The organism is Delftia sp. GW456-R20 (assembly GCF_001622915.1).
Classification (GTDB): Bacteria; Pseudomonadota; Gammaproteobacteria; order Burkholderiales; family Burkholderiaceae_C; genus Comamonas; species Comamonas acidovorans.
On the sequence record NZ_LWCN01000004.1, the window covers coordinates 1,261,215 to 1,288,077 of the forward strand.

The 26,863-nt window shown below is 69.1% G+C and carries 27 protein-coding genes; 15 read left to right on the forward strand and 12 right to left on the reverse strand.

The features are described from left to right. A complete protein-coding gene (locus A4F85_RS31250) occupies positions 1–450 on the forward strand; it encodes a type IV pilin protein (protein ID WP_269447115.1) in 450 nt (149 codons plus the stop codon). 9 nt (positions 451–459) lie between these two features. Here the strand turns inward: A4F85_RS31250 and A4F85_RS11020 are convergent, their stop codons facing one another. Both A4F85_RS11020 and A4F85_RS11025 read right to left on the reverse strand, forming a co-directional pair. Continuing rightward, positions 460–999, reverse strand: a complete 540-nt coding sequence (locus tag A4F85_RS11020) for a DUF2721 domain-containing protein (RefSeq protein ID WP_051941074.1) — start codon at positions 997–999, stop codon at positions 460–462. A 116-nt stretch (positions 1,000–1,115) separates the two neighbouring features. Continuing rightward, positions 1,116–2,105, reverse strand: a complete 990-nt coding sequence (locus A4F85_RS11025) for a LysR family transcriptional regulator (RefSeq protein ID WP_063326597.1) — start codon at positions 2,103–2,105, stop codon at positions 1,116–1,118. Between the two features lie 190 nt (positions 2,106–2,295). Between A4F85_RS11025 and A4F85_RS11030 the strand changes: the two genes are divergently transcribed. The 3 genes from A4F85_RS11030 to A4F85_RS29585 all read left to right on the forward strand — a co-directional run bounded on the left by A4F85_RS11030 (position 2,296) and on the right by A4F85_RS29585 (position 5,091). Continuing rightward, complete coding sequence (locus A4F85_RS11030) at positions 2,296–3,324, forward strand: tripartite tricarboxylate transporter substrate binding protein BugE (protein ID WP_063326598.1); 1,029 nt, start codon at positions 2,296–2,298, stop codon at positions 3,322–3,324. Then, a complete protein-coding gene (locus tag A4F85_RS11035; protein WP_063326599.1) occupies positions 3,321–4,748 on the forward strand; it encodes a M20 family metallopeptidase in 1,428 nt (475 codons plus the stop codon). Before A4F85_RS11030 ends, A4F85_RS11035 begins: the two co-directional genes overlap by 4 nt. A gap of 208 nt (positions 4,749–4,956) precedes the next feature. Continuing rightward, a complete protein-coding gene (locus tag A4F85_RS29585; protein WP_012204679.1) occupies positions 4,957–5,091 on the forward strand; it encodes a DUF3149 domain-containing protein in 135 nt (44 codons plus the stop codon). Between the two features lie 55 nt (positions 5,092–5,146). Here A4F85_RS29585 and A4F85_RS11040 read toward each other — a convergent pair whose 3' ends face one another. From A4F85_RS11040 to A4F85_RS11055, 4 genes are all read right to left on the reverse strand, one after another. Next, positions 5,147–5,404 carry a SlyX family protein gene (locus tag A4F85_RS11040; RefSeq protein WP_013803183.1) on the reverse strand — a complete coding sequence of 86 codons (258 nt, stop codon included), beginning with the start codon at positions 5,402–5,404 and terminating at the stop codon, positions 5,147–5,149. After that, on the reverse strand, positions 5,401–6,597 hold the full coding sequence (locus A4F85_RS11045; RefSeq protein ID WP_012204677.1) for an aminotransferase-like domain-containing protein: 1,197 nt from the start codon (positions 6,595–6,597) through the stop codon (positions 5,401–5,403). Before A4F85_RS11045 ends, A4F85_RS11040 begins: the two co-directional genes overlap by 4 nt. Positions 6,598–6,734: 137 nt before the next feature. Next, positions 6,735–7,721 carry a Bug family tripartite tricarboxylate transporter substrate binding protein gene (locus tag A4F85_RS11050; RefSeq protein ID WP_063326600.1) on the reverse strand — a complete coding sequence of 329 codons (987 nt, stop codon included), beginning with the start codon at positions 7,719–7,721 and terminating at the stop codon, positions 6,735–6,737. A gap of 59 nt (positions 7,722–7,780) precedes the next feature. After that, the gene (locus A4F85_RS11055; RefSeq protein WP_063326601.1) at positions 7,781–9,268 is read right to left on the reverse strand and encodes an amidase; all 1,488 of its coding nucleotides are present in this window, start codon (positions 9,266–9,268) and stop codon (positions 7,781–7,783) included. A 115-nt stretch (positions 9,269–9,383) separates the two neighbouring features. Here A4F85_RS11055 and A4F85_RS11060 point away from each other — a divergent pair, with 115 nt between their 5' ends. Next, positions 9,384–10,292 (forward strand): LysR family transcriptional regulator, encoded by a 909-nt coding sequence (locus A4F85_RS11060; RefSeq protein ID WP_013803186.1) that lies wholly within the window; start codon positions 9,384–9,386, stop codon positions 10,290–10,292. A 65-nt stretch (positions 10,293–10,357) separates the two neighbouring features. Here A4F85_RS11060 and A4F85_RS11065 read toward each other — a convergent pair whose 3' ends face one another. Next, positions 10,358–11,431, reverse strand: coding sequence for a PDDEXK nuclease domain-containing protein (locus tag A4F85_RS11065; RefSeq protein WP_063326602.1), 1,074 nt, complete (start codon positions 11,429–11,431; stop codon positions 10,358–10,360). 231 nt (positions 11,432–11,662) lie between these two features. On the opposite strand from A4F85_RS11065, the gene nth reads away from it, so the two are divergent. Next, entirely contained in the window at positions 11,663–12,316 is a 654-nt protein-coding gene (gene nth, locus A4F85_RS11070) for an endonuclease III (RefSeq protein WP_063326603.1), read from the forward strand. Between the two features lie 3 nt (positions 12,317–12,319). Here nth and A4F85_RS11075 read toward each other — a convergent pair whose 3' ends face one another. Both A4F85_RS11075 and A4F85_RS11080 read right to left on the reverse strand, forming a co-directional pair. Continuing rightward, positions 12,320–13,327 (reverse strand): Bug family tripartite tricarboxylate transporter substrate binding protein, encoded by a 1,008-nt coding sequence (locus A4F85_RS11075; protein ID WP_063326604.1) that lies wholly within the window; start codon positions 13,325–13,327, stop codon positions 12,320–12,322. Positions 13,328–13,374: 47 nt separating this feature from the next. Next, complete coding sequence (locus tag A4F85_RS11080; RefSeq protein ID WP_063326605.1) at positions 13,375–13,863, reverse strand: DUF3237 domain-containing protein; 489 nt, start codon at positions 13,861–13,863, stop codon at positions 13,375–13,377. A 106-nt stretch (positions 13,864–13,969) separates the two neighbouring features. Between A4F85_RS11080 and A4F85_RS11085 the strand changes: the two genes are divergently transcribed. Further along, entirely contained in the window at positions 13,970–14,863 is an 894-nt protein-coding gene (locus A4F85_RS11085) for a helix-turn-helix transcriptional regulator (protein WP_442856597.1), read from the forward strand. A 9-nt stretch (positions 14,864–14,872) separates the two neighbouring features. Here the strand turns inward: A4F85_RS11085 and A4F85_RS11090 are convergent, their stop codons facing one another. Continuing rightward, on the reverse strand, positions 14,873–15,880 hold the full coding sequence (locus A4F85_RS11090; RefSeq protein ID WP_063327959.1) for a tripartite tricarboxylate transporter substrate binding protein: 1,008 nt from the start codon (positions 15,878–15,880) through the stop codon (positions 14,873–14,875). Positions 15,881–16,023: 143 nt separating this feature from the next. Here A4F85_RS11090 and A4F85_RS11095 point away from each other — a divergent pair, with 143 nt between their 5' ends. Continuing rightward, a complete protein-coding gene (locus A4F85_RS11095) occupies positions 16,024–16,929 on the forward strand; it encodes a LysR family transcriptional regulator (protein ID WP_026062687.1) in 906 nt (301 codons plus the stop codon). Here A4F85_RS11095 and A4F85_RS11100 read toward each other — a convergent pair. Beyond that, entirely contained in the window at positions 16,905–17,651 is a 747-nt protein-coding gene (locus tag A4F85_RS11100; protein ID WP_063326606.1) for a GNAT family N-acetyltransferase, read from the reverse strand. The two genes, A4F85_RS11095 and A4F85_RS11100, sit on opposite strands and share 25 nt — an antisense overlap. A 105-nt stretch (positions 17,652–17,756) precedes the next feature. Between A4F85_RS11100 and pdxR the strand changes: the two genes are divergently transcribed. Beyond that, a complete protein-coding gene (gene pdxR / locus A4F85_RS11105; protein WP_063326607.1) occupies positions 17,757–19,220 on the forward strand; it encodes a MocR-like pyridoxine biosynthesis transcription factor PdxR in 1,464 nt (487 codons plus the stop codon). Between the two features lie 20 nt (positions 19,221–19,240). On the opposite strand, the gene cobT is transcribed toward pdxR, so the two are convergent. Beyond that, positions 19,241–20,485 (reverse strand): nicotinate-nucleotide--dimethylbenzimidazole phosphoribosyltransferase, encoded by a 1,245-nt coding sequence (cobT, locus tag A4F85_RS11110; RefSeq protein WP_082848187.1) that lies wholly within the window; start codon positions 20,483–20,485, stop codon positions 19,241–19,243. A gap of 119 nt (positions 20,486–20,604) precedes the next feature. On the opposite strand from cobT, the gene A4F85_RS11115 reads away from it, so the two are divergent. From A4F85_RS11115 to otnK, 6 genes are all read left to right on the forward strand, one after another. Continuing rightward, positions 20,605–21,372: a FadR/GntR family transcriptional regulator gene (locus A4F85_RS11115; protein ID WP_013803197.1), complete on the forward strand. Its 768-nt coding sequence runs from the start codon at positions 20,605–20,607 to the stop codon at positions 21,370–21,372. Between the two features lie 146 nt (positions 21,373–21,518). Continuing rightward, entirely contained in the window at positions 21,519–22,157 is a 639-nt protein-coding gene (otnC, locus tag A4F85_RS11120; RefSeq protein WP_063326608.1) for a 3-oxo-tetronate 4-phosphate decarboxylase, read from the forward strand. Positions 22,158–22,271: 114 nt separating this feature from the next. Continuing rightward, entirely contained in the window at positions 22,272–23,603 is a 1,332-nt protein-coding gene (locus A4F85_RS11125; protein WP_043819407.1) for an MFS transporter, read from the forward strand. A gap of 43 nt (positions 23,604–23,646) precedes the next feature. After that, positions 23,647–24,627 (forward strand): D-erythronate dehydrogenase, encoded by a 981-nt coding sequence (denD, locus tag A4F85_RS11130; RefSeq protein ID WP_063326609.1) that lies wholly within the window; start codon positions 23,647–23,649, stop codon positions 24,625–24,627. After that, on the forward strand, positions 24,624–25,556 hold the full coding sequence (gene ltnD / locus A4F85_RS11135; protein ID WP_063326610.1) for an L-threonate dehydrogenase: 933 nt from the start codon (positions 24,624–24,626) through the stop codon (positions 25,554–25,556). The genes denD and ltnD overlap by 4 nt, the downstream gene beginning before the upstream one ends. Next, positions 25,553–26,836, forward strand: coding sequence for a 3-oxo-tetronate kinase (gene otnK / locus A4F85_RS11140; protein WP_063326611.1), 1,284 nt, complete (start codon positions 25,553–25,555; stop codon positions 26,834–26,836). Before ltnD ends, otnK begins: the two co-directional genes overlap by 4 nt. Positions 26,837–26,863 lie beyond the last annotated feature (27 nt).

The following is a 26,863-nucleotide window of genomic DNA, read 5'->3' on the forward strand; positions in this document are numbered from 1 at the left end:
ATGGGCATGCAGAACAACCCGTTGCCGACGCCCGGCCGCCGCCGCCGGGCGGCAGGCGGCTTCACCCTGATCGAGTTGATGGTGGTGGTGGCCGTGATCGGCATCCTGTCGGCCATCGCCTATCCCAGCTATGCCGAATACCTGCGCAAGTCCCGCCGCACCGATGGCAGGCGCGCCTTGCTGGAGGCCGCAGGCGCCATGGAGAAGTACTTTTCCGCCAACCTGACCTACGAGGGTGCGACGCTGGGAGGCACCGGCGTCTATGCCAGCCGATCTCCCGACGGTTTCTACGAACTGTCGCTGAGCCCTGACCCCACCGCATCGAGCTACACCCTCATTGCCTCGCCGCTGCGAAGCCAGCTCAGCGACAAATGCCATACCTTCACCTACGACCACCTGGGCGTGGGCGGGGTCCGCAATGGCACCCTGCCTGCGCGCGATTGCTGGTAGCAGCCGCGCTCAGGGTTCGCTGCCCGGCCCAGGGCTCGGGGCCGGCGCCCCGGGCCCGGCAGGCTCGGGCCGCTGTATGGTGCGCACGGCCGCGCGCACGCGGGTCAGGGTGTGGAAGTCCAGCAGGCTGGTGGCCATGATGGTTTCCCAGAGAAAGCAGGCCAGGGCCGAGAGAAACATCAGCACGCCGAACAGAAAGCCCAGCACCGCATAGCCATGGCCGTTGATGCCGTAGGCCTCGCCCAGGAACAGCAGGGCAATGGTCAGGCCGATGCAAAAGCCGCAGACGGTCAGCAGCCCTATGCAGACATTGGCCAGCCGGCCGCGCTTGCGCAGAAAGTGCAGTTCCGTGAGGCTGCGCGCGATGAAGTCCTCTTCCTGCGGGTTGCGCAGCAGTTCTTCCAGCTTGCGCGCGCGGTCGATGATGCGGGCCAGCCGCCCGGCCACGGCGCCGATCATGCCGGCCACGGCAGTCAGGAAGAACACCGGCGCCAGCGCCAGCTGGATGCTGTGGGTGACGGTATCGGCGTCTAGCGACCAATTGATCATGCGGTCCTCTGCGTGCTTTCTGTTGTCTGGTGCGGCCATGCTGCCGTGTTTTCGCGCGGACAGTATTGTGGCCGCAAGCGGGGGCGGCAAGAAGCCATGTCGCCAGCTTTTGGCATTCAGCGGGCCGGTGGCGCTGGCAGCATCTGCCGGCACAGCGACAGCATCTCGGTCAGCAGGGCGGGCGCCTGGTCGCGCCGGCAGACCACGCCCAGCGGCGCCAACCTGCCCGTCAGCCGCACATCGAGCCGGCACACGCGCGCATGGGTCTGCAGGCCCGGCGCAATGCTCAGCGGCACCAGGGCCACGGCGCCGGGCTGGCTCAACAGGCCCTCCAGTATCGGCAGGGAAACGGTGGAGACGGGAAACCAGGGCGCATCGGGCAGCGCCTGGAGCACCTCGGCCTCGAAAATCCCGCGCACGGCGATGTTGGCCGTGGGCAGCACCCAGCGCGCGCCGGTCAAGGCCTGCAGCGGCACGTCACGGCGCCCGGCCAGTGCATGCGAGCGTGCGGCCACCACCACGGCCGTGTCGGCCAGCAGCGGCTCGAAGACGAAGGGGCCGGGCAGCAGCGCCGGCTCGCGGCAGAACACCGCGTCCAGCCCGCCGCCCAGCAGCTGGGACAGCAGCCGGGTGCTGGCGTCTTCGTGCACATCGACATGCACCTCGGGGTGCTCGGCATAGAACCGCGCCAGCAGGGGCGAAAGAATGGCCAGGGCTGCCGCCGGAATGGCGCCCAGGCGCAGCGCGGCCGCGGCGCCCCGGCGAATGGCGGCCAGCGATTCCGCCACTTCCTCCAGTGCGGCCAGCACGCCGCGCACCGTGTCCACCAGGGTCTGGCCGGCCAGCGTGGGGCGTATGCCGCGCGCATGGCGCTCGAAAAGGCGGATGTCCAGCACGCGCTCCATCTCGGCCAGCGCCTGGGTGGCGGCCGACTGGCTCATGTGCAGCGTGGCGGCGGCCTGCACCACCGAGCCGCATTGCTGCAGCGCCACCAGCAGCTGCAGCTGGCGCAGGCGCACATGCTTGGTCAGGCGCGAATACAGCAGCCGCCCCTGGGGCGTGGCAGCATCGTCCAGGCCGTCGCGGTCATCGAAGTCATTGCTCATGGGAGTCTCAGTGTTTTCCCCAGGCAGGCCCTGGCGCGCCACTGGCGGCGCAGGGCAAGCTATCGGAACGGCTTATAGCTTGGCACAAATACCGTGGCCCACGCGGGCGGCAGGATTTCTATAGTCGCCTGCATCGGGAGCCGGCGCGGCCCAGGCCTGCGGCTCCTTCACCGTTGATGGAACCCATGCCATGCAAGCCAAACCCCTCTTTCAACTGCCGCGGCGCACCCTGCTCTCGCTGGGCACGTCCGGTCTTGCCGCCGTGTTGTGCGGCCTCACCCTGGCCCACACGGCCTCCACGGCCCATGCGGCCGACGCCTATCCGAACAAGCCGGTCAAGCTCATCGTGCCGTTTGCGGCAGGCGGCTCCACCGACATCGTTGCGCGCGTGATCGCAGAGGGCCTGCGCAGCACGCTGGGCCAGCCCGTGGTGGTGGACAACAAGGCCGGCGCTGGCGGCCTGATCGGCACCGAAAGCATGGCCCAGGCCGCGCCTGACGGCTACACCATCGGCATGGCCACGGTGAGCACGGCCACCATCAATCCCTCGCTGTACACGCGCGCCGCCAAGCTGGAAGGCAGGCTTTTGCCCGTGGCCAATCTGGTGACCATGCCGTCGGTCTACATGGTCCACCCCAAGATGGGCGTCAAGGATTTCCCGGGCTTTCTGGCCAAGCTGCGCGCCCAGCCCGGCGCCTACAGCGCGGGCGTGCCGGGCCTGGGCACGCTGGGCCATCTGATGGTGGCGTCCTTCAACGAGACCATGAAGACCCAGGTGCAGATCGTGCCCTACCGCGGCAACGGGCCGGCGCTCAACGATGCGCTGGCCGGCATGGTGCAGGTGATGACCGACCAGCTGCCTTCGGCCATGCCCCAGATCAAGGGCGGCAAGCTCATCCCCGTGGCGCTGTCGGGCGACAGCCGCTCGCCCGACCTGCCCGATGTGCCCACCTTCAAGGAGCTGGGCTACGCGCAGCTCAACGAACTGGGCATCAGCTGGTTCGGGCTGGTCGTGCCGGCCGGCACGCCACCGGCCATCGTCCGGCAGTTGCAGGATGCGTCGGTGAAGGCCGTGCGCCTGCCCGAGGTGCAAAAGCACCTGAAGCTGCTGGGCGCCTCGGTCACCGAGATGGACCAGAGCCGCTTCCCGACCCAGATCGCCAGCGAACTGCAGCGCAACAAGGCGCTGCTGGACAAGGCAGGGGTGAAGCCGGAATGAGCGCAGTCGAGCATCTCCAGGACTTCTTCCAGCAGCAGTCCCCGCGCATGGCGGCCCTGGCCGACAGCATCTGGTCCCTGGCCGAGCTGCGCTATGCCGAAACCGCTTCTGCCCGGCTGCACATCGATGCGCTGGAGCAGGCCGGGTTTCGCATCACGCGTGGCGTGGCCGGCATTCCCACGGCCTTCCTGGCCGAATGGGGCGACGAGGGCCCGGTGCTGGCCTTCCTGGGCGAGTACGACGCGCTGTCGGGCCTGAACCAGCAAAGCGGCGCCCTGGTCTGCACGCCCTCCACCGACAGCCCGGGCCTGGCGGGCCACGGCTGCGGCCACCATCTGCTGGGCACCTCGGCGCATTTCGCGGCCGTTGCGCTGCAGGAGCACCTGCGCCGCAGCGGCGCCAAGGCACGCGTGCGCTACTACGGCTGCCCGGCCGAGGAAGGCGGATCGGGCAAGACCTTCATGGCGCGCGCCGGGGTCTTCGACGATGTGGACGCGGCGCTGACCTGGCACCCGGCCAGCTTCACCGGCGTGTTCAGCCAGAGCACGCTGGCCAACATCCAGGCGAAATTCATCTTCCACGGCAAGGCTGCGCATGCCGCGCATTCCCCGCACCTGGGCCGCAGCGCGCTCGACGCCGTGGAGCTGATGAACGTGGGCGTGAACTACCTGCGCGAGCACATGCCCACCGATGCGCGGGTGCACTACGCCATCACCGACTCGGGCGGCCTGTCGCCCAACGTGGTGCAGGCGCGCGCCGAGGTGCTGTACCTGGTGCGGGCCGCGCGCAACCACGAGGCAGCAGCGCTGTACGAGCGCGTGCAGAACGTGGCGCGCGGCGCCGCGCTGATGACGGACTGCCGGCTGGAGATCGTCTTTGACAAGGCCTGCTCCAACCTGCTGCAGAACCGCACGCTGAACCAGGTGATGTATGCGCAGATGCAGGCCCTGGGCCCGCTGCGCGTGGACCCCGGCCTGCATCGCCTGGCCGGAGACTTCCAGGCCACGCTGGACAGCAACGACGTGGACCAGGTCAGCCGCCCGCTGGCCAGCGTGCTGCGCGGCAAGGTGCCGGCCGTGTTCGAAGGCCTGGCGCCCTACGATCCTGCCGTGGAAGACACCCTGTTCGGCTCCACCGACGTGGCCGATGTGAGCTGGATCACGCCCACCGTCCAGGCCTGGGTGGCCTGCTACGCCTTCGGCACGCCGCTGCACTCCTGGCAGATGGTCTCGCAAGGCCAGTCCGGCCTGGCCCACGCAGGCATGGTGCGCGCCGCCCAGGTGCTGGCGGCCACGGCCATCGCCTTGCTGGAGCAGCCCGAACGCATTGCCCAGGCCAAGGCGGAGCTGCTTGAGCGCCGCGGCGGCCGACCCTATGCGTGCCCGATTCCTGCGGAGGTGCCCCTGCCGTTCATGCGGGGGTGATGGGCTTGGCTCGCCCTGGATGATCGACTCGTACCCGATGCCCAGTTCCCGGGCTTGCCCGGGCTTGCCGGGGCTTGCCCCTTTGCGCTGCCGCAAACCCACCCCGCCGCCGCGTTGACCCATCACAAGCCCTCCGCGCCAGGCCACGGCGATAGTTGGATCGGGACCCCACCGATACCAACAAACCACAGGAGGACTTGTGAAGCTGATGATTGATCTTTTTTCCACCGACTACGGCCTGATGAGCCTGGGCGCCATCGTCTTCATGTTGATCATGGCGGGCTTTTTCCTGCGCCTGTTCCTGGGCAAGATGAAGCACGTGGCCAACAAGCCGCTTGAATGAAGAAATGCCCAGGCAGGGGCTGGCCTGGGCATTCGCACGCAGCCGCCCTGCGCACTCAATAGTGCGGGGGCAGCTCGTCGCGCAGATTGGTCGCGCCGCCGGCGGGTCCGCCTTCGGGCACCCGGCGGCGCAGGTCGCGCAGCTCGTCAAGCAGCCGGTCGATCTGCTGCTGCTGGCGGTAGATGGTCAGGTTCAGCTGCTCCAGCAGGTCTTCGGTGTAGCTGGCCTTGATCTCCAGCTCCATCACGCGCGCCTGCAGGGCATCGGCGTCTGCGTGCCCGCCGCCATGTTCTGCGTCGTCAGCCACGCTCATGCCTTGAGCGCCTGGGCCAGGCGGGCAATGCCTTCGCGGATCTTGTCCTCGTCAGCCGTGGCGAACGAGAGGCGGAAGCTGGTGGCATCGGGGTTTTGCGCAAAGAACGGCGCACCCGGCACAAAGGCCACGCCCTGGGCAATGGCCCGCTTGGCCAGCTCACCGGCATCGGCCAGCGCGCCGCCCTTGCCGGTCAGGCGCACCCACAGGAACAGGCCGCCCTGGGGCTGCAGGAATTCCACGGCATCGCCGAGGTGCTCGCGCAGCGCATCGCCCATGGCCTTGGCGCGGCGCGCGTAGACCTCGCGCACATGGGCCAGCGTGGCGGGCATGGCGCCGGACTTCAGGTACTGCGCGGCCGTGGCCTGGGCAAAGGTGCTGGTGTGGGCATCGCTGAACTGCTTGCACATCACGGCGCGGCCCAGCAGCTCGGCCGGGGCCACCAGCCAGCCAATGCGCAGGCCGGGGCTGAGCACCTTGCTCAGCGAGCCGCAGTGCGCCAGCCAGTCGCGGCTGCCGGGCACCTGGCTGGACAGCGCCAGCAGGCTGGGCGGAGGCGCTTCGCCAAAATACAGGTCGCCGTAGGGATCGTCTTCCACCACCAGGGTCTGGTACTTGACGGCCAGCTCCAGCACCTTCTTGCGGCGTTCCAGGCTCAGCATGGCGCCGCTGGGGTTGCCGAAGGTGGGGATCAGGTAGACCAGCTTGGGGCGATGCTCGGCAATGAGTTGCTCCAGCGCATCGACCTGGGCGCCTTCGGCATCGATGGGCGCGCTGATGACTTCGGCGCCGTACAGGCGGAAGCACTGGATGGTGGCCAGGAAGGTCGGGCCTTCCACGATGACCTTGTCGCCGGGGTTGATCATGGTCTTGCCCAGCAGGTCCAGCGCCTGCTGGCTGCCCGTGGTCACCACCAGTTGCTCGGGGGCCAGCTCGCGCACGCCCTTGGCGGCCATGAAGGCTGCGATCTGCTCGCGCAGCGGCTGGTAGCCCTCGGTCGCACCGTACTGCAGCGCGGCGCCGGGTTCCTGCTGCAGCGCGGCCTGGGAGGCGGCGCTGATGCCGGCCACGTCGAACATGGCGCTGTCCGGGAAACCACCCGCAAAACTGATGATGCCGGGCTTGCCCAGCAGCTTGAACAGCTCGCGGATGGCGGAGGTTTCTACGTTGTTCAGACGGTCGGCGAATTGCATGGGCAGGAGTCTCTTTGTCGGTGCAATGAAAAGGCGAAGCCTGCATTGTCGCCAATCCTGCCGCAGCTTTCCTGCACGATTAGAAGCCCCCTGAGTCGATTCGCGCCTTCCCCCTCTCTCCCGGAAGGCAGCTGCGTTCAATCCACCTTGATGTCGGCTCTGGCGGCCACGGCGCGCATTTGCGGCAGTTCGCGCTCTATGCGCTCCTGCAGCGCGCTGGCCGGACCCCATGCGGGCGACAGGCCGATGTCCACCAGCTTTTTCTTCATGGCCGGCTCGGCCATGGCGTCGGCCAGCGCCTTTTCCAGCTTCTTCTGGATGGGTGCGGGCAGGCCGGCCGGGGCGAGGAAGGCAAACCAGGTGTCCATGGCAAAGCCCGGGTAGCCGCTTTCGGCCACGGTGGGCACCTGGGGCAGCAGGGCCAGGCGCTGCGGGCCCAGCGCTGCGATGGGACGGATCTTGCCGGCCTTGATCAGCGGCGTGGTGGCCACCACCGTGTCCACGGCCACCTGCACCTGGCCGCCCATCAGCGCGGTGAGGCTGGGCGAGCTGCCATTGAAGGGCACATGCACCATGCGCATGCCCGTGGCGGTCTTGAGCATTTCGCCGCCGAAGTGCACCGAGGATCCCGTGCCGAAGGAGCCGTAGGACAGCTTGTCGGGGTCGGCCTTGGCCAGGGCCACGAGTTCGGGCAGCGTGCGTGCAGGCGTTTCGTTATGGGCCACCAGCACCAGGCCCATGTCGGCCACCAGCCCCAGCGGCGTGAAGCTGCGCAGCGGGTCATAGGGCAGCGGGTTGCGGATGGCGGGGTTGAGCGTCAGCGTGGTGCTGGCGCCCAGCAGCAGCGTGTAGCCGTCGGGCGGCGCCTTGGCCACCAGCACGCCCGCCACCACCGTGCCTGCACCGGGGCGGTTTTCCACGACCACGGGCTGGCCCAGCCGTTCACCCAGCGAAGTGGCCAGCAGCCGGCCCAGGATGTCGGTGGCGCCGCCCGGCGCAAACGGCACGACCAGCTTGATCGGACGATCCGGGTAGGACTGGGGCTGGGCTTTGGCTGCGGGCAGCGCAAGTGCCGTGGCACCGGCCATCAGACACGACAGAAAACGGGAACGGGACAAGGCCATGGCGCGGATCTCCTGGGGGACGAGGGAACGGGAACCTGGGAAAACTCGATGCAGAGGTTTCATTCGAGCAGCGGGCTGCGCACGCGCGAGAAGCCGCCGGCCTGGTCATAGGCATGGCCGATCTGCAGCACGGCCAGATCGGCCTGTGCCGGGCCGATGATCTGCAGCCCGGCAGGCAGCCCTTGCGGCCCGAAGCCTGCGGGCGCGGCCAGGGCCGGCAAGCCGGCCATGGTGGCGGGCACCACGGTCTGCATCCAGCGGTGGTAGGTGTCCATCTCGCGGCCGCCCACGGCATGCGGCCAGTCCAGCGCCGCATCGAACGGGAAGACCTGGGCGGAGGGCAGCACCAGAAAGTCGTAGCTGTCGAACAGGCGGCGCAGGGTTTCGTACCAGGCCGAGCGCACACGCGCCGCGTCATAGACCGCCATGGCCGGCAGCGCCAGGCCGCGCTCGATTTCCCAGAGGGCCTCGGGCTTGAGCAGGGCATGCGTGGCCGGGTCGCGGTACAGGGCGGCGTTGGCCCCGGCCACGCTGAAGCTGCGCAGGTCGATCCAGGCGCGCCACAGGCGCTCGAAGTCGAAGGCCGGCACGGCCTCTTCCACCGTGCAGCCGATGGTCTTGAAATGCCGCAGCGCCGCGCGGCAGGTCTCCAGCAGGCCGGGCTCGGTGGGCAGGTGCCCGCCCAGGTCCCCCAGCCAGCCGATGCGCAGGCCCTTGCAGTCGCGCTGCAGCTGCGCGGTCCAGTCCTTGGGCGGCTCGCTGCGGCGCGTCAGCGGCAGGCGCGCATCAAAGCCTGCCTGCACGGACAGCAGCAGGGCCAGGTCGGGAATGTCCCGCGCCATGGGGCCGGCCACGCTGAACTGCTGGAAGAACACCTCCTCCGAAGGGCCATGCGGCACGCAGCCCACCGAGGTGCGCAATCCATAGACATGGTTGAAGGCGGCCGGCGTGCGCAGCGAGCCCATCATGTCCGAGCCATCGGCCACGGGCAGCATGCGCAGCGCCACGGCCACGCCGGCTCCGCCGCTGCTGCCGCCAGCCGAGCGCGAGGGATCGAAGGCATTGCGCGTGGTCCCGTAGACCGGGTTGTAGGTATGCCCGCCCAGGCCGAACTCGGGCGAATTGCTGCGCGCCACAAACAGCGCACCGCCTGCGCGCATGCGCTCGAACACCACGCAATCGGTCTGCGAGACCTGGCCCGCGAAGATAGGCGATCCCTTGGTCGTCACCATGCCGGCCGCCGGCATGATGTCCTTGGGTGCCTGGGGAAAGCCGTGCAGCGGCCCCAGGCTCTGGCCGCGCGCCAGCAGCGTGTCCAGCTCGCGGGAGCGGCCGCGCAGCCAGTCGCGGTCCAGCGGAGACACCAGCGCGTTGACCACGGGGTTGAGGCGGTCGATCTGTGCGCAATAGGCATCCAGCACCTCCACGCAGGACAGATCGCGGCCCTGGATGGCCTTGGACAGCGCGACGGCCGACATCTCCACGACGCCACCACCCCCGGTGGCCAGATCCGGCTGCTGCGTTGCGGTGCTTGCGTTTGACTCCATGGATTTCCTCGTTTTTGTGACAGAACGAAGTCAGCATAAGCAGGCGAAATTATTTCGACAATCGCCTTTTTCTTGGCTTATCGTTGCGTTTTTCGCAAACCACGAGCAGGCCACCATGCTTTCCAACCGCCTACAGGACACGGCCCTGCGCTACTTTCTCGAAGTGGTGCGCAGCGGCTCGGTCAGCGAAGCCGCCACGCGGCTCAATGTCTCGCCCTCGGCCGTGAGCCGCCAGGTCGCCGGACTGGAAGAGATGCTGGGCGTGCCGCTGTTCGAGCGCCGCCCGCGCGGCATGGCGCCCAGCCCGGCAGGCGAGCTGCTGGCCGCCCACGCGCGCCGCGGTGCGCTGGAGGCCGACCGTGTGGTCTCCGACATCGAGGCCCTGCAGGGCCTGCGCCGGGGCGTGGTGCGCGTGTGCAGCTCGGGCGGCTTTGCCATCGAGTTCCTGCCACGCGCCATGGCGCTGTTCCGCGAACAGTACCCGGGCATGCAGTTCCACCTGCGTGTGGAGGCGCCTGCCGCCGTGACCCAGGCCGTGCTGGGCGGCGAGGCCGATGTGGGCCTGACCTACAGCCGCGCGGCGGCACGTGACATCGAGGTCTGGCACCGCCAGGTCTCGCCCGTGGTCGCCATCATGCGGCCCGACCATGCGCTGGCCCGGCATGCCAGCATCACCCTGGCCCAGATGCATCCCCATGCGATTGCCCTGCCCGAGGACGCCAACACCGCGCGCCAGCTGTTCGACATCGCCTGCAGCCACCGCCGCCTGGTGTTCGAGCCCGCCCTGGTCAGCGGCCAGTTCGAGACCCTGGTGCACTTCGTGCTGCACGGCGGCGGCCTGTCGCTGGGCGGAGAGGTCACCATGCGCGAGCGCGTGCGACGAGGCGAGCTGCATGCGGCGCCCATCCGCGAGCGCGGCATGAATGCGCGCGCCATCGAGCTGCAGACGCTGTCCGGACGCACCCTGTCCAAGGGCGTGCGGGCCTTTGTGGAGCACCTGCGGGAACTGCTGCCGCCTGGGTAGGAGGAAGAGGAGAAGGGAACGAAGGAAGAAGAAGGGGAACGGGTCTCAAGCGCAGCGGCAGGCGCTCAGGCCGGCCCGCCTTCCAGCTGGCGCTGCGCCCAATGCCACTGCGCTCGGCGCGTGGCCTGCCGCAGCCGCTGTGCCAGCGTCTGGCGCTCAGGCAGGCCGGGCAGGTACTCGGCCATCTGCACGCCGCGCAGCCCCAGCTCCAGCAGCTCGATCTGCTCGGAGCTGTTGCCCGTGCACAGCACCATGCCCATCGGCGTGTTCTCGCCCTGCTCATGCTCATGCCGGTCCAGCCAGCGCAGGTATTGCTCCATCTGCTCCTTGTCCTCGGCCGTGAATTCGCCCACCTTCAGCTCCACCGCCACCAGCCGCCGCAGCTTGCGGTTGTAGAACAGCAGATCGAGGTGGAAGTCCTGCTCATCCATATGCATGTGCATTTGTCGCGCCACCAGGGTGAAGCCCGTGCCCGACCGAAGCAGGAAGGCCTCCATCTCGCGGATGATGGCGGCCTGCAGGTCGCCCTCCTGCCAGGCATCGTGCAGCCCCAGAAAGTCGAAGATATAGGGATCGCGCATGAACAGCGCCGGCGACATGCGCTCGGTGCTGCGCGGCGTGACCGGCTCCTGCGCGATCAGCGCCTCGGCATCGCAGGGCAGCGCCAGGCGTTCATAGAGCTGGGAGTCAATGCGGCTGCGCAGCGTGCGTGCGCTCCAGCGCTCGAGGCTCGCCATGCTGGCGTAGTACTCGCGCTGCACTGGGTCCTTGATCGCAATCAGCACGATGAAATGCGCCCAGCTCAATTTCCGGGTCGGCGAGACGACCAGGGGCTGGTCGGGAAACGCGGTGGAGAACTGCGTCATGCGCCACAGGTTCTTCTCCGAGAAGCTGCTGCCATAGTCCTGGACCAGATGCCCGGCCAGCACCGGCAGGACCTCATCGCTGCAGCCTGCCTGCCGCACCTCGGATTCATGGCCATGGATGTGCTGGCCGATGTGCCAGTACAGCAGGGTGAGTTCACTGTTGACGTTGGCTGCCACGCGAAGCCGCGCGGCCTCGATCAGGTCCCGCACATTGCCCAGCAGGGCCTGTGACGATGCGAGCGCGGGAGAAACGGATATCTTGCGAGTGGCCATGTGGTCGCCCCCCTCCTGGTGGCGTGATGTCTGGATGTCTGGTGTCGGCGAAATCGATCCGGCCGACTATTGCGATGCGGCCTTGGCCAGTCAACGCCGCATCTGCATAACCAGACGATCTGACCCTGGCAGACATGAAAAATCAGAACATTCCTAGAGCCTGTTACGCACTTTCAAATACCCGCGCTTGCATGACAATGCACGCCACATCGATGGATACGCGCCCCCACAATGAAAACCACCAGCATCGAACCCTTCTTCGCCACGCTCAAGGCCGCCAATCCCTCGCCCCAGACCGAGCTGGAATACACCAATGTGTTCGAGCTGCTGTCTGCCGTGCTGCTCTCGGCCCAGGCCACGGACGTGGGCGTGAACAAGGCCACGCGCAAGCTGTTTCCCGTGGCCAATACGCCCCAGGCCATCCTGGACCTGGGACTTGAAGGGCTGGAGGGCTACATCAAGACCATCGGCCTGTACCGCAGCAAGGCCAAACACCTGATGCAGACCTGCCAGATCCTGGTCGAGCGCCACGGCGGCCAGGTGCCGCGCACGCGCGAGGAGCTGGAAGCCCTGCCCGGCGTGGGCCGCAAGACCGCCAACGTGGTGCTCAACGTGGCCTTTGGCGAGCCCACCATGGCCGTGGACACGCACATCTTCCGCGTGGGCAACCGCACGGGCCTGGCGCCGGGCAAGACGCCGCTGGCGGTGGAGATGCAACTCATGAAGCGCGTGCCGCCGGTCTATGCCGTGGACTCGCACCACTGGCTCATCCTGCTGGGCCGCTACGTCTGCCAGGCCCGCAAGCCACGCTGCTGGGAGTGCGTGGTGGCGTCGTACTGCGACTACTCGCCCAAGACGCCTGCCCCGGCTGCGGGCAAGCGCTGAGCCTCAATCGGCCTTGAACCCCGTGGCCGCCACGGCCTTGCCCCAGGTGACCGTGTCGGCGCGCATGATGCGGGCGAGTTCGTCGCCCGTGGTGCCCGTCACGCGGAAACCGGCTTCTTCCAGCCGGCTGCGGCTGTCGGGCTGCTGCAGGGCGCGCACGATGTCGGCCTGCAGCCTGGCCACGATCTCGGGCGGTGTCTTGGCGGGCGCGACCACGCCGAACCAGGAATTGAACTCCAGCGACGGATAGCCCTGCTCCCGGATGGTGGGCAGCTCGGGCATGGACTGGGTGCGCGTGGCGCCCGTGCTGCCCAGGGCCGTGAGCTTGCCGGCCTTGACCTGGGGGGCGGCCAGGGCCGCCGTGGCGAAGACGGCCTGCACGTCGCCGCTGAACAGGCCGCCCAGGGCATCGTTGGTGTTCTTGTAGTGCACGGGCTCGGGCTTGAGCTGCACGGCATTGCCGAACATGAAGGCGCCGAAGTGGCCGGGCGTGCCGGCACCGAAGGTGGCGATGAACAGCTCCTTGCGCTGGCGCGCCCAGGCCACGAAATCGGGCACATTGCGGGCCGGCACTTTCTGCGGATTGACCAGCAGCACGAAGTCGGAGGTGACGACCTGGCTGACGGGCACGAAGTCCTTTTGCGGATCGTAGGGCAGGCGCTGGTAGGTGTTGGGCGCAATGCTGAGCTGGCCGGTCTCGCCCAGCATCAGCGTGTAGCCGTCAGGCACGGCCCGTGCCGCCTCACTGGCGGCGATGAGGCCGCCAGCGCCCGGCTTGTTGTCCACGACCACGCCCAGGTTGCCCCATTGCTCGGAGAGTTTCTGCGCGAGCAGGCGCGCCACGATGTCCGGCCCCGTTCCCGCAGGAAAGCCGACGAGCAGGCGCACAGGCTTGCTCGGGAAGGCCGGCTGGGAGCCGGCCACGGTCCAGGGAGCCAGTCCTGTGGCCAGCACGGCGGCAAGTGCGCAGGCCACGGCGGTGCGGCGCGACTTCGATGCCTGGTTTTTCATGTGTCTTGTCTCCTGCATTGTGGGTATCGAGAGGGGAAAGGCGCGGCTCAGAGCAGTTCGTGAAAGCGCATCTGCACGCGATCGGGATGGCGCGCGCCGGTGCCGAAGAACAGGCGCTCGTTGATCCAGGCCAGCGCACGGCTGGCCGTCTCCATGCGGGGCGCGCAGCGGAAATAGATGTGCGCGGGGTCCACAGGCTCGCCGCGCGCCAGCTTTGCCATGTGCGTTGGGTCGCCGCTGCGCAGCGCCTGGTTGCAGACATAGATCAGGTCGCCGGCATCGGTCTCCAGTACATAGCGCGCATCGAGCTCGGCCAGCCCGCCGTGCACGATGCGCTGGAAATCCGCGCCTCCGGGCAGCACGCGCGCGCTCCAGCCGTCGCCCTGGGCCGTGCCGCCCAGGATGGGGATCAGTCGGCGCCCGCCGTGCGCCGTGGCACCGACCTCCTGCGGCGGGCCCACCTGCACGCTCAGGTCGGCGAAGAAGCGAAAGCACGGATCGGGCAAGGCCGCAAGCTGCGGCACGTCATCTGGCATGGTTCTGGGGCTCCGGTGGATGGAATCGGGACCTAGCATAAGCACCATTGCCCGGGCCGGCCGTCATCCCGGAAGATGACAACGCCCTGCCCGCCCCTGCCATCCCTTGAGACACTGGACCGCCCCCTCCGACACCCCTGACGCCAGCGCACTGGGCGCCCATGCGTCCGGCCATGCGTCCGGCCACGTGCCCAGCCACGCCATCGGCCACATGGTCGCCAGCCTGGGCGAGCCCGGCTTCGCCCGGCAGGTGCTGGAGGCCATGAACCCGCTGCTGCCCGCCGCCTCCTGGTCGGTCTACCGCACGGGCCCGCGCAGCCGGCCGCAGCTGTTCCTGTCGGCCAGCAGCGAGGCGCGCGACACCACGCGCGACTGCTGGTGGGCCTATCTCTCGGGTCCTTATCTGCGCGACAGCACCTGGAACCACGGCGACGCCGGCCCGGCACGCAGCACGGCGCTGTGCCACATCACGGCCCAGGAGGTGGAAGGCGAGCACCGCGCCCTGGTCTACGACGCGCACGGCATGGCCGAGCGCGTGTCCATCGTCGAGCACCAGGACGACGGCGGTGTGTTTGCCGTCAATTTCTACCGCCACCAGCACCAGAGGGCACTGGGCGATGCGCAGATCGACCGCTTCGGGAGCATGGCGCCCGTACTGCTGGCCCTGGCGCACAAGCACATCGCGCTGACGCAGGCGCAGGCGCAGCCCGCCGTGGTAACGGCCTTGGCTTCGGCCCCTGCCACCCCACCCAGCCAGCCCCGGCAGCGGCAGACACTGCCGGCCCTGCGCATGCGCCTGCTGCAGGCACAGCCCGACCTGACGCCGCGCGAACTCGATGTCTGCGCCCGGCTGCTGCAGGGCATGACGCATGAGGGCATTGCCTGCGACCTGTGCCTGAGCCTGCCCACCGTCAAGACCTACCGCAACCGCGCCTTCGCGCGGCTGGGCATCCACTTTCGCAGCGAGCTGTTCGCGCTGGCCATGGAGCCGCAGGGCTGAGGCCTTGCGTCAATCCAGCGATGCGCCGGACGCCTTGACGATGCGCGCCCACTTGGCGATGTCCTCGCGCAGCAGGGCCGCCATCTGGGCGGGCGGCACGGGCCTGTCCGCCGGCCCGGCCAGCTCCACGCCCGAGGCTTCGAGCTTGCCGCGCAGATCGCCGGCCGCCAGCGCGCGGGCCATGCCGTCCTGCAACTGCGCCAGCACCGGCGCGGGCACGCCTTCAGGCGCAAACAGCCCCACCCACAGCGTGCCGTTGTAGCCGGGCACGGTCTCGCCAATGGTGGGCACATCGGGCAGCAGCGGCGAGCGCGCCGCGCCGCTCACGGCCAGTGCGCGCAGCCGGCCGGCCTGGATATGGGGCAGCGTTGATGGCAGGCTGCCGAACAGCAGCGGCACCTGCCCGCCCAGCACATCGTTGAGCGCGGGCGCCACGCCCTTGTAGGGCACATGCTGCAGCTGGATGCCCGCCATGCTGTTGAGCATCTCGCCCAGCAGATGGTTGAGCGTGCCGTTGCCGGCCGAGGCATAGCGGAACTCGTCGGGCCGGCCCCGGGCCATGGCGATCAGCTCGGGCACGGATTTGGCCGCAAAGCCGGGGTGGGCCAGCAGCACATTGGGCACGGAGCCGATCAGGCCGATGGGCCGGAAGTCCTTCACCGGATCGAAGCCCGGCTTGCGGTACAGCGCGGGGTTGATGGCCTGGCTGCTGCTGATGGTCATCAGCAGGGTATGCCCGTCGCGCGGCGCCTTGGCCACGGCCTGGGTGCCGATGTTGCCGCCCGCGCCGGGCCGGTTCTCGACCACCACGCTGGCGCCCAGTACCTCGGCCAGCTTCTGGCTCACCAGCCGGCCCACGATGTCGTTGGTGCCGCCCGGCGCCTGCGGGACGATCATCACGATGGGCCGCGCGGGCCAGGCCTGGGCATGGGCCAGCAGCGGGGAGGCGAGTGCAGCGGCCAGCAGGCTTCGGCGGCGCAAAAGGCTCGACGGCAGGGGAAAGGAAGAATCCGGCATGGTCATGTCTCCATTTGTTCTTGTCGCAAGCCCGCATGGTTGCCCGTGCCGGGCCAGCGCACAATCGCGCATTTCCTGACCCGGCCTTCGGAATTGACAAAGCCTTGACCCAGCCCATGCCCTCTTCGCCCTTCATGCCCCTCATGCATTTCGACCTGACGGACCTGCGCCTGTTCGTGCATGCCGCCGAACTGGGCAGCCTCACGCGCGCCTCGCAAAGGCAGCACTTGTCCCTGGCCGCAGCCAGCCTGCGCATCAAGGCGCTGGAGGAGCAGGCGGGCATGCCCCTGCTGTACCGGGAGGCGCGCGGCGTGCGGCCCACGCCGGCCGGCGAAGCCTTCCTGCACCATGCGCGCGGCATGCTGCTGCAGTCCGAGCAACTGCGCCACGACCTGCAGGAGTACGGCGCCGGCCTGCGCGGCCATGTGCGGGTGTTTGCCAACACCACGGCCGTGACCGATTTCCTGCCCGAGATCCTGCCCGCCTTTCTTGCCGACCACCCGCGCGTGAATGTGGACCTGCAGGAGCGGCCCAACGCCGAGATCGCGCGCGGCGTGCTCGACGGCCGGGCCGACCTGGGCATCGTGGCCGGCCAGGTGGACACGCTGGGCCTGCAGACCATCCACTTCAGCACCGACCGGCTGGTGCTGGCCACGCCGCGCGGCCACCGCTTTGCGCGGCGCAAGCGCATTGCGTTTGCCGAGACGCTGGACGAGGACGCCATCGGCATGCAGCAGGGCAGCACGCTGCAGACATTTCTGGCAGGTGTGACCGAGCGCCTGGGCAAGCCCATGAAGCTGCGCATACAGCTGTCCAGCTTCGACGCCATGTGCCGCATGATCGGCGCCGGCGTGGGCATAGGCATCGTTCCCGAGAGCGCCGCGCGGCGCAACCGCGAAAGCATGGGGCTGGCGCTGATCGATCTGACCGACGCCTGGAGCGTGCGCGAGCGCCGCATCCTCGTGCGCGACCAGGGCCGGCTGCCGCGCCATGCGCAGGCCCTGATCGAGGTGCTGCAGGCCTACTACGCCGCGCCTGCCGTCTCCTGAGCCTGCGGCGCACCCTGCTCCATCAGGCTGGACAGCGAAAGAACCTGCCCGCCGCCCGCATCGAAGTTGCCCGGCTCCAGCCAGCGCTGGTAGGCCGCGCGCAGCGCCGGCCATTCGCTGTCGATGATGGAGAACCAGGCCGTGTCGCGGCTGCGGCCCTTGTAGACCACGGCCTGGCGGAACACCCCCTCGAACTGGAAGCCCAGGCGCGCCGCTGCGGCACGCGACGGCGCATTCAGGCTGTCGCACTTCCACTCGTAGCGGCGGTAGCCCAGCTCGTCGAAGGCGCGCTGCATCAGCAGGAACTGCGCCTCGGTGGCCGCACGCGTGCGCTTGAGCCGGCGTGAGTAGCAGACAAAGCCCACTTCCATCACGCCGCTGGCCGTGTCCACGCGCATCAGCGCCAGCGAGCCGATGGCGCGGCCCGTGGCCAGGTCGATGACGGCGTGGTGCAGCGGGTCATCGCCGGCCTGGGCGGCCTCGGCAAAGCGCAGATAGGCCTGGGCATCCGCGAAGGGGCCTACCGACATGTAGGTCCAGTCGCTGGCATCCGGCGCCTGGCTGAAGGCATCGAACAGATCGGCTGCATGGCGCGCGGCGGACAGCGGCTCCAGCCGGCAGTAGCGGCCTTGCATGGGCGTGCGCGGCGGGCGCTGGCGTGGGGTCCAGTTGGGAAGGTCGTGGCCTACGGGTTGGGAGTGGGCATTGAGTGCGGGGGGCATGGGAGATTCCTGGTCAGGTCATTTGGCAAGGCCACGATAGCGCTGGCGTGGCATCATTGAAAGCGCCATATCCCTCTTATTTCATGGTGCCACGCCACCCATTGCATGCACGCCTCCGACCTGCTGACCAGTCCCTTGCAATCCGGCCCTGGAGCGGCTCCCCGCCAGCGCCAACTGATCCAGCGCCTGAAGCAGGCCATCCTGGCGGGCCGCCTGCCGGCCGGCGACCGCCTGCCGGCCTCGCGCGCGCTGTCGGAGGATCTGGGGGTCTCGCGCAACACCGTGCTCATCGCCTACGAGCAACTGGCGGCCGAAGGCTATGTGGTCGCCGACCGGCAGGGCACGCGCGTGGCGGCTGTATCCACCCATTCCACGGCAGCCGCCGAGGCGGCCGCCGCGCCCCCCTGCGCACCCCGCACGGCACGGCGCCTGGACCGCATCGCGCCCACGCGCCATGCCATCGACCGCAGCCTGCCCCTGACGCCGGGCACGCCCGCCCTGGACAGATTCCCCCTGCCCGCCTGGCGCCGTTCGCAGGACCGCGCATTGCGCCTTCCCGCCAACGCCACGCTGGACTATGGCGACCCTGCGGGCGAGCCCGCACTGCGCCAGGCCATTGCGCAGCACCTGCGCATCTCGCGCGGCGTGCGCTGCGATGCCTCGCGCATCATCGTCACCGAAGGCGCCCAGGGTGCGCTGGACCTGTGCGTGCAGCTGCTCACCAACCCGGGCGACCATGCCTGGCTGGAGGAGCCCGGCTACCGGGGCGCCAAGTCGGCCTTTGCAGGGGGTGACCTGTGCGTCAGCACACTGCGCGTGGATGCGGATGGCGCAGCCATTGCGCCCGGCCTGTGGGACAGCCATCCTCCACGGCTGATCCAGATCACGCCGTCGCACCAATATCCCACGGGCGCCGTGCTGTCGGTGGCGCGCCGGCTGGACCTGCTGGAGCGCGCGCGCCGCGCGGGGGCCTGGATCATCGAGGACGACTACGACAGCGAATTCCGCCACCAGGGCACGCCCATCGCCGCCATGCAGGGCCAGGTGCCGGACGCGCCCGTGCTCTATGTGGGCACCTTCAGCAAGACCATGTTCCCGGCACTGCGCCTGGGCTTTGTGGTGCTGCCGCAGGCCCTGGCCACCAGCGCGGCATCCGCCGTGCAGGAGATGCTGCGCGGCGGCCACCGCCTGGAGCAGCTGGCCATGGCGGACTTCATGGAAAGCGGCCAGTTCTCGCGCCACCTGGGCCGCATGCGGCGCCTGTACAGAGAGCGCCAGGCAGCCCTGCGCGAAGCGCTGGCCACGCAACTGGGCGTGGAGCACGAGGTGCTGGGCGGCCACGGTGGCCTGCACCTGACGGTGCGGCTGCCGCCGGACCTGTCCGACCGTGCCATCGTGGAGCAGGCGCGGCGCGCCGGCATGAACCCGGGCGCCCTCTCGTCCTTCGCCCTGGCACCGCTGCCCCAGGACAACGGCCTGGTGATCGGCTATGGCAACACCGATGCCGCGCGCTTCGGCGCGCTGGTCAGGCGGCTGGGCAAGCTGACGGCAGCTGCGTTACCGCGCTAGCCGCGGCGCGGCTCCAGCGGCTATGCCTCCTCCGAACGCGTGCTCACACCGGCCTGCGCAAAGCTGGCCATCTCGCCCAGCATGGCGCAGGCCGACACCAGCAGCGGCCAGGCCAGGGCCGCGCCCGAGCCTTCGCCCAGGCGCAGCTGCCAGTCCAGCAGCGGCTCGGCACCCAGGTGGGCCAGCATGCGCACATGGCCGGGCTCGCCCGAGCGGTGCGAGAAAACGCAGCGCTCCAGCACGGCCGGCTGCAGGCGGCTGGCCACCAGCACGGCGGCCGTGGTGATGAAGCCATCGACCACGATGACACGGCGCTCGGCGGCGGCCTGCAGCACGGCGCCCACCATGGTGGCGACCTCGAAGCCGCCCATGGCCGCCAGCGCGTCCAGCGGTTGCGTGGCCTGGGCGTGCAGTTGCAGCACCTCCTGCAGCACCCCGATCTTGCGCGCCAGCCCGGCCGCATCCAGGCCGGTGCCCGCACCCGTGACCTCGGCCAGCGGTTCGCCGCACAGCCGCGCCAGCAGCAAGGATGCGCTGGAGGTATTGCCGATGCCCATCTCGCCCAGCAGCAGCGCATTGCCCGGCAGCTGGCGCACCAGGGCCGAGCCGTTGCGCAGGGCCATGGCGCATTCGGTGGCCGTCATGGCCGGGCCCTGGCTGCAGTCGCGCGTGCCGTAGCCCAGCTTGCGGCGCCACAGGCGCGGCTGGCCGGGCTGGGGAAGCTTGTCGTCGGGGTCCTGCTCGCGCGCGGGAAAGTCGCGTGCCACGCCGCAGTCCACCACGTTCAGCGCCAGCCCATGCTGGCGCGCCAGCACGCTGACGGCGGCGCCGCCGGCCATGAAGTTCTCGACCATCTGCCAGGTCACATCCACCGGATAGGCCGACACGCCGCGCGCAGCCAGCCCATGGTCGGCCGCAAACACCAGCATCTGCGGCTGCTGAAGCACCGGCCTGTCCTGACCCAGGATGCAGGCAATGCGCAGCGCCAGCTGCTCCAGCCGCCCCAGTGCGCCCAGCGGCTTGGTCTTGTGGTCTATGGCGTGCTGCACGCGCTGGGTGAAGGCGGCATCGGCCAGGGAGGCGATGGCGGGAATAGCGGCTATAGCGGTAGTGGCAGCATTGGCGCCATCGTGCGAGTGTTCTGTGGGTGCAGCGGAATGCGGGGTGGGCGTTGACATGGCGAAGCGGCCTTGGCCCGGGGCGGGCGTGGCGGGCGGATTGCAAAGGCGCAAGTATGGCGCGCCGCGCAACTCCGGCAGAACCATCGGTCTCTTTCCTGCCGCCATGGACGGTCTGGGCGTCGATTGCCGCAGCAGGCCGTACAGGCCGCACCGTTCTGAGACAATCGCTGCCACACGTGTCTCCCCAGCCCCCCACTCCCTCCATGACGGTTTCCTTCTCGGCCATCCAGCCCGGTCTCAAGCTTGCGGACCAGGTTGCCCGGCAGCTGGAGGCGCGCATCCGCGCCGGCAACCTGCAGCCGGGCCAGAAGCTGCCGACCGAGGCTGAGCTCGTGCAGCAGCTCGAGGTCAGCCGCACCGTGGTGCGCGAGGCGGTGTCCCAGCTCAAGTCGCGCAACCTGGTGGAATCGCGCCAGGGCAGCGGCGTGTTCGTGAAGGCGGCAGGCATAGAGCCACTGGACTTCGAAGGCCTGCCGGCGGCCGGCAGGAATGCGCTGATCCAGATCACCGAGGTGCGCCGCGCGCTGGAAGCCGAGGTGGCCGAACTCGCGGCGCGGCGGCGCAGCGAAGAGGACATGCAGCGCATCCACGATGCGGAGAGCGCCCTGGCCGAGGCCGTGCGGCTGGGCCGTGATGGCGTGGAGGAGGACATGGCGTTTCACCGCGCCATTGCCCAGGCTTCGGGCAATCCGTTCCTGATCAGCACGCTGGACTACCTGTCGCAGTTCCTGCGCGGTGCAATGCGCATCACGCGCGCCAACGAGGCGCGGCGCGAGGACTTCGGCAAGGCCGTGGAACGCGAGCACCACAGCATCGTGCTGGCCATCGAGGCCGGCGACCCCAAGGCCGCGCGCAAGGCCGCCGCCACGCACATGGGCAACGCCATAGACCGCATCCACCGCGCCGACGCCAGCTTCTGGGAGCAGGACGGCGAACGCCTGGCCCGCGACATCCTGGCCGCCAAGCCCTGAACCTCCGAAACCACCCCTTGGCGCATGGCCAAGGGTTTCCACCTTGTTTGGGTTTTTGCGCAAAATTTGTATGATGACCTGATGACAATATCAGTCACACCTCTTTTTGCACCCCGCACACCTGGCCTTTGCCTGGGCGTTCACCCATGAGCGACGAATCCCGCATCCGCGAGCAGATCTGCGCCACCGGCGCCAGCCTCTTCCAGCGCGGCTACACCGTCGGCGCTGCCGGCAACATCAGCGCGCGCCTGCATGACGGCTGGCTGATCACCCCCACCGACGCCTGCCTGGGCAGGCTCGACCCGGCCGAGCTGTCCAAGGTCGATGCCGGCGGGCAGTGGGTCAGCGGCGCCAAGCCCTCCAAGACCCTGGTCCTGCATCGGGGCATCTACGCCAATGACGGCGAGGCGCGTGCCGTCATCCACACGCATTCCACGCATCTGGTGGCGCTGACGCTGTCCGGCGTCTGGCGCGAGGACGAGGTGCTGCCGCCCATCACCCCCTACCAGGTCATGAAGGTGGGCCGCATCCCGCTGATCCGCTACCGCCGGCCCGGCGACCCGCAGGCCGCCGCCGAGGTGGCCGCGCTGGCCGGCCAGGTGCGCGGCGCCTTGTTCGAGCGGCTGGGCCCCGTGGTCTGGGAACGCTCGGTGGAGCAGGCCAGCCATGTGCTGGAAGAGCTGGAGGAAACCGCAAGGCTCTGGCTCATGACCCATCCCCGGCCGCAGCCCCTGGACGCGGCCGCCATCGACGAGCTGCGCACCACCTTCGGGGCGCGCTACTGATTTACACCGCGGCGCCCACGGCCGCATTCCACCACCCAGCCCATCCACAGCCGCGCAGCCGCAAGGCGGCGCACCAAGCGGCGAATCAAGCGGCGAACCCAAGGGAGACTTGAAATGACGACAACGGATATCGCATCCGGCCAGGCCGGGGCCCACCCTGCCCAAGCCGACTCTCCGGAGACGGCGCGCGCCTACGCCAAGGTGTTCTGGCGCCTCGTGCCGTTCCTGATGCTGTGCTATGTGATCGCCTACCTGGACCGCGTGAACGTGGGCTTTGCCAAGCTGCAGATGTCCCAGGACCTGGGCTTCAGCGAGACCGTGTTCGGCCTGGGCGCAGGCGTGTTCTTCATCGGCTACTTCCTCTTCGAGGTGCCCAGCAACCTGCTCATGCACCGCCTGGGCGCGCGCGTCTGGATCGCCCGCATCATGATCACCTGGGGCATTCTGTCGGCCATGTTCATGTATGTGGAAACGCCCACGGGCTTCTACATCCTGCGCTTTCTGCTGGGCCTGGCCGAGGCGGGCTTCTACCCCGGCGTGATCCTGTACCTGACCTACTGGTATCCGGCCCACCGGCGCGCCAAGATCGTGGCGCTGTTCATGTCGGCCATTCCCGTGGCCGGCATCTTCGGCAACCCGCTGTCGGGCTGGATCATGCAGGCCTTCCACGGCGACCATGGCTTGCACGGCTGGCAGTGGATGTTCCTGATCGAGGCCATCCCCGCCCTGGTGATCGGCGTGGTGACCATCTTCTATCTGGACAACGGCATCTCCAGCGCCAAGTGGCTGACGGCCTCCGAAAAGCAGCTGCTGGCGCGCGAGATCGAGCTGGACCAGCAGCACTCAGGCGCCCAGAAGCATTCGCTCAAGGCCGTTTTCGCCGACCGCCGCGTCTGGTGGATGTGCCTGATCTACTTCGCCTTTGTCGCCGGCCAGTACGGGCTGACCTTCTGGATGCCCACGCTGATCAAGTCCACGGGCGTCACGGGCGCGCTGAACATCGGCCTGCTCAGTGCCATCCCCTTCCTGTGCGCCATCGTGGTGATGAACCTCATGGGCCACAGCGCCGACAAGCGCCGCGAGCGCCGCTGGCACCTGATCGTGCCCGCGCTGATGGGCGCCGTGGGCTTTGCGATGACGGCCTTCTTCGCCGACAACACCGTTCTTTCCCTGATCTTCCTGTCGCTGGCCGCAGCCGGCGTGCTGACCTGCGCGCCGCTGTTCTGGTCTCTGCCCACGGCCTTTCTGTCGGGCACGGCGGCGGCGGCGGGCATTGCCATCGTCAACTCGGTCGGCAACCTCGCGGGCTTCGCCAGCCCTTACATGATCGGCTACCTCAAGGACCTGACCCAGTCCACGCAGGCCGGCATGTTCGTGCTGGCGGGAGTGCTCGTGGTGGGCGCCATCGCGGTCTGGCTCACCCCCGCAAAGATGGTCAACCGCTGACCGGTCTTTCTTCCCATCCTTCAAGCTCCAAGCCCCAAGACACATGAAAGTACTGATCACCGGCGGCGCCGGATTCCTGGGCCAGCGCCTGGCCCGCAAACTGCTCGAACAGGGCGCGCTGACGCTGGCCGGCACCCGCTGGCCCATCCACCAGATCGACCTCCTCGACGTGGTGGCCACCCACGCCATTGACGACACGCGCGTGCACTCCCTGGTGGGCGACATTGCCGACCCGCAGGTGCTGCGCGGCGCCATAGACCAGGACACGGCCGTGATCTTCCATCTGGCCGCCGTGGTCAGCGGCCAGGCCGAGGCCGACTTCGACCTGGGCATGCGCATCAACCTCGATGCCTCGCGCGCCCTGCTGGAGACCTGCCGCGCCGTGGGCCACATGCCGCGCGTGGTCTTCACCAGCTCGGTGGCCGTCTACGGGGGCGACCTGCCCGACACCGTGCTGGACGGCACCGCCCTGAACCCGCAGTCCTCCTACGGCACGCAAAAAGCCATTGCCGAGCTGCTGCTGGCCGACTACACGCGGCGCGGCTTTGTCGACGGCCGCGTGCTGCGCCTGCCCACGATCAGCGTGCGCCCGGGCCGGCCCAATGCGGCCGCCTCGTCGTTTGCCAGCGGCATCATCCGCGAGCCCCTCAACGGCGAAGCGGCCAACTGCCCCGTGGGTGCCACCACGCGCCTGTGGCTGCTGTCCCCGCGCCGCGCCGTCGAGGCCCTGGTCGCAGGCTGCGAACTCGATGCCAGCGCCGTCGCCGACCGCCGCCCCATCAACCTGCCCGGCGTGTCCGTCAGCGCAGGCGACATGGTGCGCGCGCTGCGCGAAGTGGCGGGCGACGAAGTGGCCAACCGCGTGAGCTGGCAGCCCGACGACAAGGTCGAGCGCATCGTCGGCAGCTGGCCCGGCCGCTGGGATACCACGCGCGCCAACCAGTTGGGCCTGCGCGGCGACGAGGACTTTGCGGCCATCGTGCGCGCCTACATCGCCGATGACCTGACACCGGCCAAGCCATGAGCAACGGCACCTCCACACCACAGCCCGCAGCACGCTGCGTCGGCGTGATCGGCCTGGGCGCCATGGGCGCCGGCATGGCGCAAAGCCTGCGCCGCGCCGGCCACCACGTTCACGTCCACGACATCCGCCCCGAGGCCGCAGTCGCCTTCGCCGCCGAAGGTGGCACGGCCTGCGCCACGCTGGCCGACATGGCCGCCGCTTGCCGCATCATCGTCAGCGTGGTGGTCAACGCCCAGCAGACCGAGGCCGTGCTGTTCGGCGAAGGCGGCATCGCCCCCGCGCTGCAGCCCGGCTCCGTCTTCGTCATGTGCTCCACCGTGGACCCCAACTGGTCCGTGGCGCTGGAGGCCAGGCTGCAGGCGCAGGGCGTGCACTACATCGACGCGCCCATCTCCGGCGGCGCGGCCAAGGCCGCGTCCGGGCAGATGACGATGATGACGGCCGCCCGCCCCGAGGCCTATGCCGCCTGCGAAGGCGTGCTCGACGCCATGGCCGCCAAGGTCTACCGCCTGGGCGATAGCGCGGGCGCGGGCAGCAAGGTCAAGATCATCAACCAGCTGCTGGCCGGCGTGCACATTGCCGCAGCGGCCGAGGCCATGGCCCTGGGCCTGCGCGAAGGCGTCGATGCCGCCGCGCTCTACGAGGTCATCACCCACAGCGCCGGCAATAGCTGGATGTTCGAGAACCGCATGGCCCACGTGCTGGCCGGCGACTACACCCCGCTGTCGGCCGTGGACATCTTCGTCAAGGACCTGGGCCTGGTGCTGGACACCGCGCGCCACAGCAAATTCCCGCTGCCCCTGGCCTCCACGGCCCACCAGATGTTCATGCAGGCATCCACCGCCGGCCATGGCCGCGAGGACGACAGCGCCGTCATCAAGATCTTCCCGGGCATCACCCTGCCCCAGGCTCCATCGGAATCCCCATGACCCTTCTTCTGGGCTGCATAGCCGACGACTTCACGGGCGCCACCGATCTGGCGAACAACCTGGTGCGCGCAGGCATGCGCGTGGTGCAAAGCATTGGCGTACCCGCCGGCCCGGTGGACGAGGGCGTGGACGCCGTCGTGGTCGCGCTCAAGTCGCGCACCATCGCGCCGGCCGACGCCATTGCGCAATCGCTGCAGGCCCTCGAATGGCTGCAGGCCCAGGGCGCCAATGGCCGCGCGCCGCAGATCTACTTCAAGTACTGCTCCACCTTCGACAGCACGCCGCAGGGCAACATCGGCCCCGTGACCGATGCGCTGATGGATGCGCTGGGCTGTGGCTTCACCATCGCCACGCCGGCCTTCCCCGACAACCAGCGCACCGTCTTCAAGGGCCACCTGTTCGTGGGCGATGTGCTGCTCAGCGACAGCGGCATGCGCAACCACCCCCTCACCCCCATGACCGATGCCAACCTGGTGCGCGTGCTGCAGGCGCAGACACGGCGCAAGGTGGGGCTGATCGACCATGTGGCCGTCGCGCAGGGCGAGGCCGCCATCCGCGCGCGCATCGCCGCACTCCAGGCCGAGGGCGTGGGCATGGCCGTGGTCGATGCCGTCTCCAACGACGACCTGCTGCGCCTGGGCCCGGCCCTGGCCGGCATGCCGCTTGTCACGGCGGGCTCGGGCGTGGCCATCGGCCTGCCCGCGAACTTCGGCATCCAGCCCACGGCCCAGGCCGCCGCCCTGCCAACCGCCACCGGCCTGCAGGCGGTCGTCTCGGGCAGTTGCTCGGTGGCCACCAATGCGCAGGTGGCGCACTTCATCGCCTCGGGGCGCCCTGCCCTGGCGCTGGAGCCCCTGCGCATCGCAGCCGGCGAGGACGAAGCCGGCAAGGCCCTGGCCTGGGCCCGCCAGCACATCGCCAGCGGCCCCGTGCTGATCTACTCCACGGCCGAATCCGCGGCCGTCAAGGCCGTACAGGGCCGCCTGGGCGTGGGGCAGGCCGGCGCACTGGTCGAACAGACCATCGCCGCCATCGCCCGGGGGCTGGTCGAGATGGGCGTGCGCCAGCTCATCGTGGCCGGCGGAGAAACCTCGGGCGCCTGCGTGCAGGCGCTGGGCATCGAGCAGATGCGCATAGGGCCGCAGATCGACCCTGGCGTACCCTGGTGCCATGCCGCCTCGCCCCTGGCGCCGCAGGGCCTGCACCTCACGCTCAAGTCCGGCAACTTCGGCACCACGGACTTCTTCACCAAGGCCTTCGGCGCGCTGGCAAGCGCCTGATGCCACACTCAGCCTCCGTTTTCAGGA